The 14,536-nt window shown below is 68.0% G+C and carries 16 protein-coding genes; 13 read left to right on the forward strand and 3 right to left on the reverse strand.

The features are described from left to right. Positions 1–147 precede the first annotated feature (147 nt). Genes paaG through paaK form a run of 3 tightly spaced genes read left to right on the forward strand, consistent with a single transcriptional unit; the run spans position 148 to position 2,819 of the window. Entirely contained in the window at positions 148–972 is an 825-nt protein-coding gene (paaG, locus tag KB879_RS28865) for a 2-(1,2-epoxy-1,2-dihydrophenyl)acetyl-CoA isomerase PaaG (protein WP_211980338.1), read from the forward strand. Positions 973–1,012: 40 nt separating this feature from the next. After that, positions 1,013–1,465: a hydroxyphenylacetyl-CoA thioesterase PaaI gene (gene paaI, locus KB879_RS28870; protein ID WP_013958106.1), complete on the forward strand. Its 453-nt coding sequence runs from the start codon at positions 1,013–1,015 to the stop codon at positions 1,463–1,465. A gap of 49 nt (positions 1,466–1,514) precedes the next feature. Beyond that, entirely contained in the window at positions 1,515–2,819 is a 1,305-nt protein-coding gene (gene paaK / locus KB879_RS28875) for a phenylacetate--CoA ligase PaaK (RefSeq protein WP_013958107.1), read from the forward strand. A gap of 64 nt (positions 2,820–2,883) precedes the next feature. Here paaK and KB879_RS28880 read toward each other — a convergent pair whose 3' ends face one another. Then, the gene (locus KB879_RS28880) at positions 2,884–4,014 is read right to left on the reverse strand and encodes a murein transglycosylase A (protein WP_013958109.1); all 1,131 of its coding nucleotides are present in this window, start codon (positions 4,012–4,014) and stop codon (positions 2,884–2,886) included. Between the two features lie 113 nt (positions 4,015–4,127). Between KB879_RS28880 and KB879_RS28885 the strand changes: the two genes are divergently transcribed. Then, the gene (locus tag KB879_RS28885; protein ID WP_041228161.1) at positions 4,128–4,343 is read left to right on the forward strand and encodes a hypothetical protein; all 216 of its coding nucleotides are present in this window, start codon (positions 4,128–4,130) and stop codon (positions 4,341–4,343) included. Between the two features lie 13 nt (positions 4,344–4,356). Here the strand turns inward: KB879_RS28885 and apaG are convergent, their stop codons facing one another. Further along, positions 4,357–4,731: a Co2+/Mg2+ efflux protein ApaG gene (gene apaG / locus KB879_RS28890; RefSeq protein ID WP_010809905.1), complete on the reverse strand. Its 375-nt coding sequence runs from the start codon at positions 4,729–4,731 to the stop codon at positions 4,357–4,359. 239 nt (positions 4,732–4,970) lie between these two features. Between apaG and rpe the strand changes: the two genes are divergently transcribed. From rpe to KB879_RS28930, 8 genes are all read left to right on the forward strand, one after another. Further along, positions 4,971–5,672, forward strand: a complete 702-nt coding sequence (rpe, locus tag KB879_RS28895) for a ribulose-phosphate 3-epimerase (RefSeq protein WP_041228163.1) — start codon at positions 4,971–4,973, stop codon at positions 5,670–5,672. Continuing rightward, entirely contained in the window at positions 5,669–6,412 is a 744-nt protein-coding gene (gene gph, locus KB879_RS28900; RefSeq protein ID WP_211980339.1) for a phosphoglycolate phosphatase, read from the forward strand. Before rpe ends, gph begins: the two co-directional genes overlap by 4 nt. 421 nt (positions 6,413–6,833) lie before the next feature. Continuing rightward, complete coding sequence (trpE, locus tag KB879_RS28905) at positions 6,834–8,351, forward strand: anthranilate synthase component I (RefSeq protein ID WP_211980340.1); 1,518 nt, start codon at positions 6,834–6,836, stop codon at positions 8,349–8,351. Between the two features lie 20 nt (positions 8,352–8,371). After that, positions 8,372–8,941, forward strand: a complete 570-nt coding sequence (locus KB879_RS28910; protein WP_013958113.1) for an aminodeoxychorismate/anthranilate synthase component II — start codon at positions 8,372–8,374, stop codon at positions 8,939–8,941. A 62-nt stretch (positions 8,942–9,003) separates the two neighbouring features. Beyond that, the gene (gene trpD, locus KB879_RS28915) at positions 9,004–10,029 is read left to right on the forward strand and encodes an anthranilate phosphoribosyltransferase (protein ID WP_211982341.1); all 1,026 of its coding nucleotides are present in this window, start codon (positions 9,004–9,006) and stop codon (positions 10,027–10,029) included. Between the two features lie 11 nt (positions 10,030–10,040). Further along, positions 10,041–10,844, forward strand: coding sequence for an indole-3-glycerol phosphate synthase TrpC (gene trpC / locus KB879_RS28920; protein ID WP_013958115.1), 804 nt, complete (start codon positions 10,041–10,043; stop codon positions 10,842–10,844). 3 nt (positions 10,845–10,847) lie between these two features. Next, the gene (locus tag KB879_RS28925; protein ID WP_153955460.1) at positions 10,848–11,477 is read left to right on the forward strand and encodes a CYTH domain-containing protein; all 630 of its coding nucleotides are present in this window, start codon (positions 10,848–10,850) and stop codon (positions 11,475–11,477) included. Positions 11,478–11,508: 31 nt separating this feature from the next. Continuing rightward, on the forward strand, positions 11,509–12,285 hold the full coding sequence (locus KB879_RS28930) for a uracil-DNA glycosylase (RefSeq protein WP_013958117.1): 777 nt from the start codon (positions 11,509–11,511) through the stop codon (positions 12,283–12,285). Between the two features lie 4 nt (positions 12,286–12,289). On the opposite strand, the gene KB879_RS28935 is transcribed toward KB879_RS28930, so the two are convergent. Next, positions 12,290–12,568: an acylphosphatase gene (locus KB879_RS28935; protein WP_013958118.1), complete on the reverse strand. Its 279-nt coding sequence runs from the start codon at positions 12,566–12,568 to the stop codon at positions 12,290–12,292. A 212-nt stretch (positions 12,569–12,780) separates the two neighbouring features. Between KB879_RS28935 and KB879_RS28940 the strand changes: the two genes are divergently transcribed. Beyond that, positions 12,781–14,532 carry an ABC transporter permease subunit gene (locus KB879_RS28940; protein WP_211980341.1) on the forward strand — a complete coding sequence of 584 codons (1,752 nt, stop codon included), beginning with the start codon at positions 12,781–12,783 and terminating at the stop codon, positions 14,530–14,532. Positions 14,533–14,536: the final 4 nt, after the last annotated feature.

Consider the following 14,536-nt stretch of genomic DNA (forward strand, 5'->3'; position numbering starts at 1 on the left):
ACCCTGCCTGCATTGGAAGGCACGCGCCAACCCGCAGCCAAAAATTAGTGCTAACATTTGCCGACCGACTGGTCGGTTTATTTAAGAGGCGCCGTCGACAACAGCCGCCCGCGCCGACCGCGACAATATCCGGCAGGAGACAACCCAATGCCCCCGATGTCCACCTCCGCTGGCCAGCCGGTCAGCATCGATGCCGGCCCGGTCTTGCTGCATTGGCAGGGCCCGGTGGCCGTGATCACCCTGAACCGCCCCGACAAGCTCAACAGCTTCACCCGCGCGATGCACCAGGCGCTGCAGCAGGCGCTCGACCATGTCGAGGCCGGCGGCGCGCGCGCCCTGCTGTTGACCGGGGCGGGCCGCGGCTTCTGCGCCGGCCAGGACCTGGCCGACCTGGATTTCACGCCCGGGCACATGACCGACCTGGGCGAGCTGATCGATACCTGGTTCAACCCGCTGATCCGCCGGCTGCAGGCACTGCCGCTGCCGGTGGTGGCCGCGGTCAACGGCACCGCGGCCGGCGCCGGGGCCAACCTGGCGCTGGCCTGCGACATGGTGCTGGCGGCGCGCTCGGCCAGCTTTATCCAGGCCTTCGTCAAGATCGGGCTGGTGCCGGATTCGGGCGGCACCTGGCTGCTGCCGCAGCGCGTCGGCATGGCGCGCGCGCTGGGCCTGGCCATGACCGGCGAGCGGCTGAGCGCCGAAGAGGCCGAGAAATGGGGCCTGGTCTGGGAGACCATGGACGACCCGCTGCTGCCGGAACAGGCGCTGGCGCTGGCCACGCACCTGGCCGGGCAGCCGACCCGCGCGCTGGCCGCGATCAAGCGCGCCATGTATGCCAGCGCCACCGCCACGCTGGACACCCAGCTGGACCTGGAACGCGACCTGCAGCGCGAGCTCGGCCAGTCCGCCGACTACGCGGAGGGCGTCAACGCCTTCCTCGAAAAGCGCGCACCGCACTTCACCGGCAAGTAAGCCGCGCGGGCCTGCCCGCCCCTCTATATAGGAGACCAGCTTGAAACAGGACCCCCAGGCCCTCGCCGAAGCGGCCGCCGCCGCCATGTATGAAGCCGACACCTGCAGCCGCTGGCTGGGCATCACGGTCGAGGCCGTGCGGCCCGGCTACGCCCGGCTGACCATGCCGGTGCGCAAGGAATTCCTCAACGGCCACGGCATCTGCCACGGCGGCCTGATGTTCACGCTGGCCGATTCGACCTTCGCTTTTGCCTGCAACAGCCATAACATCAACACCGTGGCGGCGGGCTGCAGCATCGAATTCCTCAAGCCCGTGCACGGCGGCGACGTGCTGACCGCCGAGGCCACCGAGCAGGTCCTGTCCGGCCGGCACGGCATCTACGATATCCGCGTGACCAACGCCGCGGGCCAGGTGGTGGCGATGTTCCGCGGCAAGTCGGCGCAGATCAAGGGACACGTGGTGCCGCCGCCTGAAGGGACAGAAGGCGCCTGAGCAAATCCGGCAAGATACTTAAGACCAACGCCCCCGTGCAGGAGACGACATGAGCACGCGCCTGACCGATCTGCCCCTGGATGCGATCGAGACCGCCAGCCGCGCCGAGCTGCAGGCCTTGCAGCTGGAGCGGCTGAGATGGTCGCTCAACCACGCCTACGCCAATTCGCCGGTGTACCGCCGCAAGTTCGACGAAGCCGGGGTCCACCCCGACCAGCTGCATTCGCTGGCCGACCTGGCGCGATTCCCGTTCACCAGCAAGCAGGACCTGCGCGACAACTACCCGTTCGGCATGTTCGCCGTGCCGCAGGACCGGGTGGCGCGCATCCACGCCTCGTCCGGCACCACCGGCAAGCCCACCGTCGTCGGCTACACGCTCCAGGACATCGACAACTGGGCCACGGTGATGGCGCGCTCGATCCGCGCCTCGGGCGCGCGGCGCGGCGACAAGGTGCACATCAGCTACGGCTACGGCCTCTTCACCGGCGGCCTGGGCGCGCACTACGGCGTGGAGAAGGCCGGCCTGACCGCGATCCCCTTCGGTGGCGGCCAGACCGAGCGCCAGGTGCAACTGATCCAGGACTTCAAGCCCGAGGTCATCATGGTGACGCCCAGCTATATGCTGGCGATCGCCGACGAGTTCGAGCGCCAGGGCATCGACCCGGCCAGCAGCTCGCTGCGCGTGGGCATCTTCGGCGCGGAGCCGTGGACGCCGGAAATGCGGCTGGCGATCGAGAAGCGCATGGGCATCTCGGCAGTCGATATCTACGGCCTGTCAGAGGTGATGGGCCCGGGCGTGGCCAATGAGTGCGCCGAGACCAAGGACGGCCCGACCATCTGGGAAGACCATTTCTACCCCGAGATCATCGATCCCGACACCGGCGCAGTGCTGCCCGACGGGGAGTTCGGGGAGCTGGTGTTCACCTCGCTGACCAAGGAGGCAATGCCGGTGGTGCGCTACCGCACCCGCGACCTGACCCGGCTGCTGCCGGGCACGGCGCGTGCGGCATTCCGCCGCATGGAGAAGGTCACCGGCCGCACCGACGACATGATGATCGTGCGCGGGGTCAACGTGTTCCCGTCGCAGATCGAGGAACTGATCCTCAAGCACGCCGAGCTCGCGCCGCACTACCAGTGCGTGCTGACCAAGGACGGCCACATGGACACGCTGACGGTGCGCGTGGAATGCGCCCACGGCAGCGAGCCGGCGCTGGCGCAAGGCGCGCGCGAGCGGCTGGCGCAGGAGATCAAGGCCTATATCGGCGTCACCGCCGGCATCGAGGTGCTGCCCGAGGGCGGCGTCGAGCGCTCGGTGGGCAAGGCGCGGCGGATCGTCGACCAGCGCCCGCGCTGAGGGCTGTCCACCATGAAGAAAGGGCGCCGCGATGGCGCCCTTTTTGCATTGCCGGCTGCGGCGCTCAGCTGCGCGGCATCAGCACCCACATGCGGCCGCCCTGCTTCATGCGGCCCGCGGTCTCGCCGGCGGCGTCGCCCGCGCCCCAGAAGAAGTCCGCGCGTACCCCGCCCTTGATGGCGCTGCCGGTGTCCTGCGCGAACATCAGCCGCTGGATCGGCTCGGTCGACAGCGGGCGCGTGGTCGACAGGAACACCGGCACCCCCAGCGGGATGGTGGCCGGGTCGACCGCGATCGAGCGCTCCGCCGTCAGCGGCACGCCCAGCGCGCCCACCGGGCCGTCGTTGTTGGCCGGCAGCTCGCGGAAGAAGACAAAGCGCGGGTTGATGTTGAGCATCTCGTCGACGCGGCCCGGGTTGGCGCGCGCCCAGGCCTTGATGCCCTGCATGGTGGCCTGCGCCGGCGTGATCTCGCCGCGGTCCAGCAGCCATTTGCCGAACGAGCGGAACGGCTGGTCGTTGGTGCCGCCGAAGCCCACCCGCATGATGCTGCCGTCGGCCATGCGGATGCGGCCCGAGCCCTGGATCTGCAGGAAGGCGGCCTCGACTGCGTCATCTACCCAGACCAGCTCGCTGCCGCGCATGGCCGGGTTCTGCAGCAGCTCGGCGCGGGCCGGCAGCGGGCGGTTGCCGAACTGCGCCGGCTTGCGGTACAGCGGCACCTGGAACTTGCCCTGGCGCGTGCGCGAGCCGTGCAGGATCGGTTCGTAGTAGCCGGTGATCAGGCCGTTGTCGGTGCCGTCGCCGTTGAGCACGCGGTATGGCTGGAAGTTGCTTTCGAAATAGGCGCGCATGGCGTTGAGGTCGCCGGCATCGACCATCATGCCGGCGGCACAGGCGCGGCTCCACTCGGCGCGCTTCTTCAGCGCCTGGCAGCTGGCCTGCAGCGCGGGCCAGGCGGCGCGCACGTCGTCCTGGGCCCAGCCGCCGATCTCGGCCCAGCTGGCGGCCTGCAGACTGCCCTTCTGCGACGAGGCCGTCGGCGGCGTGGCCGGGCCGGTCTCGATGCGCGGCGGCGGGCCGCTCATGCAGCCGGCCAGCAGCACGGCCGCGCCGGACAGCGCCAGCCAGCCGCGAACGCGCAGCGAGCGCCAGGGAGAAACTGGGGAAATCGGGAAAGAGTCTGCGTATGCCATCTTGCTATTGTTCAAAGTCCGGGCGGCGCAGCTTGCGGGCCGATTGCCCCTACAATCCCACCGTCATCCTTCAACCATCGCCTGCGCCCCCGCGGGCCTGCGCTGCATCCGCCATGAGCAAGTTCTTCGAAGCCCATCCCATGCTGCTGTTCGCCCTGGAAGCCGGCGTGGCGCTGTTCCTGCTGATCTTTATCGTGGTCTGGACCATGGGCACGGCGAAAAAGAACCCGCGCCCCACGCGCGCCCCGTCCGAGCATCCGTCGCGCCAGCCGGCGCAGGGCAGCGCTGAAGCGCCGCCGCAGGATCAGGACAGCGCATCGCGCCAATAGGTTCCCCGCAGGGTCAGTGCAGCATGCGCGGCAGCACCAGCGCAAATTCAGGGATCGGCACCTCGAAGCGGTGGCCGTCCTCGGCCACGCAGAAGTATTCGCCCTTCATCGAGCCCACCGGAGTCGAGATGGTGGCCCAGCTGGTGTATTCGAAATGCTCGCCCGGCTTGAGCAGCGGCTGGTGGCCGACCACGCCCAGGCCCGCCACTTCCTGCGTGCCGTTGTCGCTGTCGGTGATGACCCAGTGGCGCGAGATCAGCTGCGCCGCCACCTCGCCGGTATTGTGGATGGTGATGGTGTAGGCGAAGGCATGGCGCCCGCGCTCAGGTTCTGACTGGTCCGGCAGGTACTGGGTGCGTACCGAGACGGAGAAAGCGTACTCGCTCATCGTGGGCAGGGCCGGCGTGTGAGGCGCCAGGCAGGGAAGTGGGTAGCCGCATTGTGCGGGATGGCCGCGGCACGGGCAAGAGCACCGGCAAGATCACCGCGCGCCGGGCAGCGGTAGAATATAGCCCTTTCAGGGCCGGGCCGCGCCGGACGCCCCGCCTGATCCCCTCTGGCGCCCGCCCCTGGGCACGCCAGAGACGCAAACAGCATTCCCCAGCACCCCACCTCCTAGCCGCCGACATGAGCACGCCCACCTACCGCATCGCCCCGTCCATCCTGTCCGCCGACTTTGCCCGCCTGGGCGAGGAAGTGCGCCGCGTGACCGAGGCTGGCGCCGACTGGATCCACTTCGACGTGATGGACAACCATTACGTGCCCAACCTGACCGTGGGCCCGCTGGTGTGCGAGGCGATCCGCCCCCACGTGACCGCGCCGATCGACGTGCACCTGATGGTGCGCCCGGTGGACCGGATCATCCCGGACTTTGCCAAGGCGGGCGCCAATATCATCACCTTCCACCCGGAAGCCAGCGAGCACGTGGACCGCTCGCTCGCGCTGATCCGCGACCACGGCTGCCAGGCCGGCCTGGTGTTCAACCCGGCCACGCCGCTGCACCACCTGGACCACGTAATGGACCGCCTCGACGTGATCCTGCTGATGTCGGTCAACCCGGGCTTCGGCGGCCAGTCGTTCATTCCCGAGACGCTCAACAAGCTGCGCGTCGTGCGCCAGCGCATCGATGAATACACCGCCCGCACCGGCCGCACCATCCTGCTGGAAGTCGACGGCGGTGTGAAGGTGGACAACATCGCCGAGATCGCGGCGGCCGGCGCCGACACCTTCGTGGCGGGCTCGGCCGTGTTCGGCAAGCCGGATGCGGACGGCGGCTACCGCGGCATCATCTCGGCCCTGCGCGGCGAACTGGCCAAGGCCGGCCAATGACCGAGGGCGTGTTCCTGCGCCGCACTGACTGGCGCGGCATCGAAGGCGTGATCGTCGACCTCGACGGCACCATGGTCGACACCGCGGGCGACTTCCACGCTGCAATCAACGCCATGCTGCTGGCGCTGGGCCGCCAGCACCCCAACCTCGGCCCGGCGGCGCCGATGTCCGAGGCGGAGATCGTCAGCTATGTCGGCAAGGGTTCGGAAAACCTGATCCGGCGCGTGCTGGACGCGCGCTTCTCGCCGCTGCATGCCAACGGCCTGTTCGCCGACGCCTATGCGCTGTACGACCGCGAGTACATCCGCATCAACGGCCAGTTCTCGCAGGTCTACCCCGGCGTGCGCGAAGGCCTGGCGGCGATGAAGGCGGCCGGGCTGCGGCTGGCCTGCGTGACCAACAAGCCCTACAGCTTCACCGAGCCGCTGCTGGCCAAGACCGGCCTGGCCCAGTACTTCGAGCTGGTCTACGGCGGCGACGCCTTCCCGCTGCGCAAGCCCGACCCCTTCCCGCTGCTGAAAGTGGCCGACGCCTTCGGGCTGGAGCCGTCGACCATGGCGGCGCTGGGCGACTCGGAAAACGACGCGCAGGCGGCCCGCGCGGCCGGCATGGGCGTGCTGCTGGTGCCCTATGGCTACAACCATGGCAACCCTGTACAAGGCGTTGACGCCGATGGTATAGTCGACTCCATTGCCCACGCCGCAGCGCTGTTTGCGGCACACTGGGCAGGTCATCGATAGTCCGAATTTCGTCGATCCCGACCAAATCCCAAACATTTCATGTTTCTCAACCGCAAACGCATCTCTTCTGGCAGTGATCGGCAGGCTTGGCCCTGGCGTCGCTGGCGCGCCTCCCAACAGGCGTAAAGTGCGTTCGCGAGTCTGCTGACGAGCCCTCGACCCGAGGGCCTCGCCACACCGGCCTAGCTGCCGGGCATTCCCACCAAAACCCGCCGCAAGCCAGCGTAGCCGCCATATTCGTGTGCTACGTTTAGCTCAAGAACGCGCCGCACGCCCTTCCCCGGCCGTGTGCAGTCTTGTCCGCAAGCCGCTTGCACCACGGTCCGCCAACGGGGCGGGTATCCATTCGCTCCAGCCTGATTGCCGATAAGCGGCGCCGCGCCCCTCCACCGCGCAGCGCGCGCCGCACAAGAGGACCGACATGACCGAACTGGAATTCAAATCGCTGGCCGACCAGGGCTACAACCGCATCCCGCTGATCGCCGAGGCCTTTGCCGACCTGGAAACGCCGCTGTCGCTGTACCTGAAGCTGGCCCAGTCGCAGACGCGCGGCGTCAACACCTTCCTGCTGGAATCGGTGGTGGGCGGCGAGCGCTTCGGGCGCTTCTCGTTTATCGGCCTGCATGCCCGCACGCTGCTGCGCGCCTTCGGCAACCGCACCGAGGTGGTGACCGACGGCAAGGTGGTGGAAACCCATGAAGGCAACCCGCTCGATTTCATCGCCGAGTTCGAACAGCGCTTCAAGGTGGCGCTGCGCCCCGGACTGCCGCGCTTCTGCGGCGGCCTGGCCGGCTACTTCGGCTACGACGCGGTGCGCTATATCGAGAAGAAGCTCGCCGACACGCAGAAGCCCGACGACCTGAACCTGCCGGACATCCAGTTGCTGCTGTGCGAGGAACTGGCCGTCATCGACAACCTGTCGGGCAAGCTCTACCTGATCGTCTACGCCGACCCGACCACGCCCGAGGCCTACCCCCGCGCCCGCCAGCGCCTGCGCGAGCTGCGCATGAAGCTGCGCCAGCCGGTGGACGTGCCGGTCACCAGCCCGTCGGTGCAGACCGAGGTCTACCGCGAATTCGCCAAGCACGACTACCTGGCGGCGGTGCATAAGGCCAAGGAATACATCATGGCCGGCGACATGATGCAGGTGCAGATCGGCCAGCGCCTGGTCAAGCCCTACCGCGACGCGCCGCTGTCGCTGTACCGCGCGCTGCGCTCGCTGAACCCGTCGCCGTACATGTACTTCTACAACTTCGGCGACTTCCAGGTAGTGGGCGCGTCGCCGGAGATCCTGGTGCGCCAGGAGGAGCGCAAGGTCGGCACCAACGGCGACATGCGCAGCGAACACATCGTCACTATCCGCCCGCTGGCCGGCACGCGCCCGCGCGGCAATACGCCGGAGAAGGACGCCCAGCTCGCCACCGAGCTGCTGCAGGATCCCAAGGAGATCGCAGAGCACGTGATGCTGATCGACCTGGCGCGCAACGATATCGGCCGCATCGCCGAAACCGGTTCGGTCAAGGTCACCGACAAGATGGTGATCGAGAAATACTCGCACGTGCAGCATATCGTCAGCTCGGTCGAAGGCACGCTGCGCGAAGGCATCAGCAACCTGGACGTGCTGCGCGCGACCTTTCCGGCCGGCACGCTGTCGGGCGCGCCCAAGGTCCACGCGATGGAAATCATCGACGAGCTGGAACCGCGCAAGCGCGGCATCTATGGCGGCGCGGTGGGCTACCTGTCGTTCGGCGGCGAGATGGACCTGGCGATCGCGATCCGCACCGGCATCGTCAAGGACGGCAACCTCTACGTGCAGGCCGCCGCCGGCATTGTTGCCGATTCGGACCCCGAAGCCGAATGGAGGGAAACCGAAGCCAAGGCGCGCGCCGTGATCCGCGCCGCCGAGCAGGTCCAGGATGGCCTGGACTCCGACATCTGAGAGAACAGGAGACAGACGCCATGCTGCTGATGATCGACAACTACGATTCGTTCACCTATAACCTGGTCCAGTATTTCGGCGAACTGGGCGAAGACGTACGCACCTACCGCAACGACGAGATCACCATCGAGGAGATCGAGGCGCTCAAGCCGGACCACATCTGCGTCTCGCCCGGGCCGTGCAGCCCGAAGGAAGCCGGCATCTCGGTGGCAGCGCTGCAGCACTTTGCCGGCAGGATTCCGCTGCTGGGCGTGTGCCTGGGCCACCAGGCCATCGGCGAGGCTTTCGGCGGCAAGGTGATCCGCGCCAAGCAGGTGATGCACGGCAAGGTCAGCACCATCGAGACTACGCAGCAAGGCGTGTTCGCCGGGCTGCCCAAGCACTTCGACGTGACGCGCTATCATTCACTGGCAATCGAGCGCGAAACCCTGCCCGATTGCCTGGAGATCACCGCCTGGACCCCGGACGGCGAGATCATGGGCGTGCGCCACAAGACGCTCGCCGTAGAAGGCGTGCAGTTCCATCCCGAGTCGATCCTGTCCGAGCATGGCCATGCGCTGCTGGCCAACTTCGTCAAGGCGCCGCGATGAGACTGCTCGATTCCGCACCTTCCAGCCCGCACCACGCCATCCAGACTGTCAACGAGAACGCCATGATCACGCCGCAAGAAGCCCTGACGCGCTGCATCGAGCACCGCGAAATCTTCCATGACGAGATGCTGCACCTGATGCGGCAGATCATGCAGGGGCAGATCTCGCCGGTGATGGCCGCCGCGATCCTGACCGGCCTACGCGTGAAGAAGGAAACCATCGGCGAGATCTCCGCCGCCGCGCAGGTGATGCGCGAGTTCGCCAACAAGGTGCTGGTGGCAGATCGCGAGAACTTCGTCGATATCGTCGGCACCGGCGGCGACGGCTCGCATACCTTCAATATCTCCACCGCATCGATGTTCGTCGCGGCCGCCGCCGGCGCCAAGATCGCCAAGCATGGCAACCGTGGCGTCAGCTCCAAGTCGGGCAGCGCGGACGTGCTGGAAGCGCTGGGCGTGAACATCATGCTGACGCCCGAGCAGGTCGGCCAGTGCATCGAAGAGACCGGCATCGGCTTCATGTTCGCGCCCACGCACCACCCGGCGATGAAGAACGTCGCCCCGATCCGCAAGGAGATGGGCGTGCGCACCATCTTCAATATCCTGGGCCCGCTGACCAATCCGGCCGACGCGCCCAACATCCTGATGGGCGTGTTCCACCCCGACCTGGTCGGCATCCAGGTGCGCGTGATGCAGCGCCTGGGCGCGAAGCACGCCATCGTCGTGTACGGCAAGGACGGCATGGACGAGGTCTCGCTGGGCGCCGCCACGCTGGTGGGCGAACTGAAGGACGGCGAAGTGCGCGAGTATGAGATCCACCCCGAGGACTTCGGCCTGCAGATGATCTCCAATCGCGGCCTGAAGGTGGCCAATGCGATGGAGTCGAAGGAAATGCTGCTTGAAGCGCTGACCAACGTGCCGGGCACCCCGCGCGAGATCGTGTCGCTGAACGCCGGCACCGCGCTGTATGCCGCCAACGTGGCCGACTCCGTCGAAGACGGCATCCGCCGCGCGCGCGAGGCGATTGCCAGCGGCGCGGCGCGCGAGAAGCTCGACCAGTTCGTGCGCGCCACCCAGCAGTTCAAGTAAGAGACGCGAATATGTCCGACATCCTGCAAAAGATCCTGGCCGTGAAGGCCGACGAAGTCGCCGCCGCACGCAAGAAGCGCGACCTGCCCAGCCTGCGCGCCGAGGCCGAAAGCCTGCGCACTGAGCCAGGCCTGGCACCGCGCGGCTTTGAGCGCGCGCTGCGCGAGAAGATCGCCGCCGGCCAGGCCGGCGTGATCGCCGAGGTCAAGAAGGCATCGCCGTCCAAGGGCGTGCTGCGCGAGCACTTCGTGCCCGAGGCGATTGCCGAAAGCTACGCCAGCCATGGCGCTGCCTGTTTATCGGTGCTGACCGACGTGAACTTCTTCCAGGGACACGCCGACTACCTGAAGCGCGCCCGCGGCGCCTGTCCGCTACCGGCTCTGCGCAAGGACTTCATGGTCGACCTGTACCAGGTCTATGAAGCGCGCACCTGGGGCGCCGACTGCATCCTGCTGATCGTCGCCGCGCTGGACCCGGGCCTGATGGCCGACCTGGAAGCCTGTGCGCTCGAGCTCGGCATGGATGTGCTGGTGGAAGTGCACGGCGACGACGAGCTCGATGCGGCGCTGCGCCTGAAGACTCCGCTGCTCGGCGTGAACAACCGCAACCTGCGCACCTTCGAGGTGTCGCTGGACAACACCCTGGACCTGCTGCCGCACATGCCGGCCGACAAGCTGGTGGTGACCGAGTCCGGCATCCTCGGCCCGGCAGATGTGAAGCGCATGCGCGATGCCAACGTGCATGCCTTCCTGGTGGGTGAGGCGTTCATGCGGGCGCCGGATCCGGGCGTGGAGCTGGCGCGGCTGTTTGCCTGAGCCATGGCCCAGGAAATCGAACTCAAGCTGACCGTCCCCGACGACGCGCTGGCCCCGCTGGCCGCCTGGCTCGACGCCAACGGCGCCCCGCAGGGCGAAGCCACGCTGCTCAACGTCTACCTCGACACCCCGGAACGCGACCTGGCGCAGGCGCGCGCCGCGCTGCGGTTGCGCCGCAAGGGCGAGCAATGGCTGCAGACACTGAAGACCGCCGGCAGCAGCCAGGGCGGCCTGGCCACGCGTCATGAATGGGAGGCAGAGATCGCCGGCGAGACCATCGAGCTGCAAACCTTCCCCGCGGAAGCGCAAACCGTGCTCGCGCCACTGATCGGCCGGCTGGCGCCGGTGTTCCGCACCGACTTCGTCCGCCGCACCTGGCTGGTCACGCAGGACGGCGCGCGCATCGAGGCCGCGCTCGACTCCGGCACCATCACCGCGCCGGCCGCCACCGCGCAGGAACCCATCCAGGAACTCGAACTGGAATGGCTCGACGGCGACGCCGCGCACGCGACCAATGCCCTGCGCGCCTTTGCCGCGCGGCTGACCACCGTTGGCGCGCTTGCACCCTCGGACCTCAGCAAAGCCGCCCGCGGCTACCGCCTGGCGGGAATCACCGAAGGCAAGGCCTCATAATCGCGGTTTTCCCGCCAAGCTTTCCTCACGCATGCAAGCTGATCTCTTCGCCGCCGAAGCCCCCCGCGCCCCCGGCGAACCGTCCCCTGCGGCCAGCCTGCAGGTCCAGGCCGACGCCCTGCCCGCCGCCTGGCGCACATTGATGGACCCGTGCATCCGCGTGCCGGCGTGGCAGGAACTGGCCGCCTTTGTCGACGGCGAACGTGCCGCTGGCAAGGCGGTGTTCCCGCACCATGTCTTCCACGCGCTGCACCTGACCCCGCCCGACGCGGTCAAGGTGGTGATCCTGGGCCAGGATCCCTACCACGGCACCGGTACGGTCGGCGGCGTGGAGCTGCCGCAGGCGCACGGGCTGGCGTTCTCGGTGCCGGAGGGCATCAAGGTGCCCCCCAGCCTACGCAACATCTTCAAGGAAATCGCAGCCGAGTTCGGCGCCAACGGCAACGGCGCGCCGCGCACCTCCGGCAACTTGGAAGGCTGGGCGCGCCAGGGCGTGCTGCTGCTCAACACCGTGCTGACGGTGGAACAGGGCCAGGCCGCCAGCCACGCGCGGCGCGGCTGGGAAGCCGTCACCGATTGCCTGATCCAGAACCTCGCCGCCAGCCGCCCGAATCTTGTGTTCATGCTGTGGGGCAGCCACGCGCAGGCCAAGAAGCCGCTGTTGGGCGCCGGCCACTGCGTGCTGGAAGCGCCGCATCCGTCGCCGCTGTCGGCGCACCGGGGCTTCCTGGGCTGCGGGCATTTCCGCGAGGCCAACCGCTGGCTGGAAGCGAACGGCCGCACGCCGGTCGACTGGACCGCCGCCTAGTCCATCAGATCGTCGGCCGGAACTCGAAGCCGCCAAACTCCCCTTCCCCAGGCCCGACCTCGACCAGCGTCACCTGCGCCGCCGGCGGGCCCTGTTCCATCCACGCCTGCAGGGCTTCGAGCTGCTTGACCGTGCCGTGCGCCATCACCTCGACGGTGCCGTCGATCCGGTTGCGCACCCAGCCGCCAAGCCCCAGGTCGTCCGCCGCGTCGGCGCAGGCGGCGCGGTAGCCCACGCCCTGCACGCGCCCATGCGCGACCAGGCGCCAGGTTTCCTTCTTCATGGCTTTTCCCTTTGAGCGCACGTCGGCAGCGTGCGCGATCTGTCATCCACACCAAGTAAACTAGACCGCCATGCCGGGCGTTACAAAGGGATGCGCGCCGCCCGGCGTGAAGCCGGCGGCATGCGGGCTTTGCCATTGTCCGCCGGGGCCGCGATCCAGGGCCGGGTTACAAGCCCTGCCATCCAAGCTCGATACAAGCCCGAGAAGCGCCCATGATGCCACCCGCCGACCGCCGCGCGGCCCAACCCGCCCCTGGCTTTGACAGCCAGCTGCTGCGCGCGCCGCCCAACCGCTTCGACCTCGCGCTGCTGCCGATCATCCTGGCCGTGATCGTGATGGTCGCGTTCGCCGCGCAGCAGATGAACGCCCCGTTCCAGCCCGACCAGCAGCTGGCGGTGCACCTGGACGTGGCCTACCTGCCCTACTACCTGATGCGCACCAGCATCCGCATGCTGGCGGCGCTGGCGGCGTCGCTGCTGTTCTCGCTGGCCTTCGCCGCGCTGGCGTCCAAGAGCCGCACGGCCGAGAAGGTGCTGGTGCCGGCGCTGGACATCCTGCAGTCGATCCCGGTGCTGGGCTTCCTGTCGATCACCGTGACCGGCTTTATCGCCCTCTTTCCCGGCAATATCGCAGGGGTGGAGTGTGCGGCGATCTTCGCCATCTTCACCTCGCAGGCGTGGAACATGGCGTTCAGCCTGTACCAGTCGTTCCGCACCATCCCGGGCGAGTTGCTGGAAGCGGCGGCCATGTTCCGGCTGTCGCCGTGGCAGCGCTTCTGGCGGCTGGAAGTGCCGTTCGCCATGCCGGGGCTGCTGTGGAACATGATGATGTCGATGTCCGGTGGCTGGTTCTTCGTGGTGGCGTCCGAGGCTATCTCGGTATCCGGCCACGATATCCGCCTGCCCGGCATCGGCTCCTATATCGCGCTGGCGATCCAGCAGCAGGACCTGGCCGCGATCGGCTGGGCGATCCTGGCGATGCTGGTGGGCATCCTGCTGTACGACCAGCTGCTGTTCCGCCCGCTGGTGGCATGGGCCGACCGCTTCCGCTTCGAGACGCTGGCGCAGGACAAGCTGCCGCAGTCGTGGCTGCTGGACCTGCTGCGCCGCTCGGCGTGGGTGGGTGCACTGCTGGCGCAGACGGCGGCGCTGGCCGGACGCACGCTGGCGTGGGGCGCGCGCCGCGGGCAGGCCCCGGCGCAGCCGGACAATCCGCGGCGCGCGCTGTGGCTCGGCCGGCTGCGCGACGCCGTGATCGTGCTGGTGGCATTGGCCGCATTGCTGCGCGTGGGCTACTTCGTGCACAGCGAAGTGGGCTGGGCCGAGGTCGGGCATGTGCTGTGGCTCGGCACGATTACGATGGTGCGCGTGGTGGTGCTGATCGCGCTGGCGGCGCTGGTGTGGGTGCCGATCGGCATCCGCATCGGCCTGAACCCGGAGCTGGCGCGCATTGCCCAGCCGATTGCGCAGTTCCTGGCCGCCTTCCCGGCCAACCTGATGTTCCCGCTGGCGGTGATGCTGATCGTGCGCTTCGGACTGAACCCGGAGATCTGGCTGAGCCCGCTGCTGATCTTCGGAACGCAGTGGTACATCCTGTTCAATGTGGTCGCTGGGGCTTCCGGCATTCCCACCGAACTGAAGCTCGCCGCGCGCAACTTTGGCCTGCGTGGCTGGCTGCTGTGGAAGCGCTTCCTGATCCCCGCAGTCTTTCCCAGCCTGCTGACCGGGCTGGTGACGGCCGCCGGCGGCTCATGGAACGCGAGCATCGTGTCCGAGTACGTGACCTGGGGCGACCGCACCATCGTCGCCACCGGGCTCGGCAGCTATATCGCCGAGACCACCGCGCGCGGCGACTTCCCGCGCATTGCGCTGGGCATCGGCGTGATGGCGCTGTTTGTGGTCGGCTTCAACCGGCTGCTGTGGAACCGCCTGTATCAACTCGCGCAAGAGCGCACCCGCTTGTAAGGCA

The organism is Cupriavidus sp. KK10, from assembly GCF_018223725.1.
GTDB lineage: Bacteria > Pseudomonadota > Gammaproteobacteria > Burkholderiales > Burkholderiaceae > Cupriavidus > Cupriavidus necator.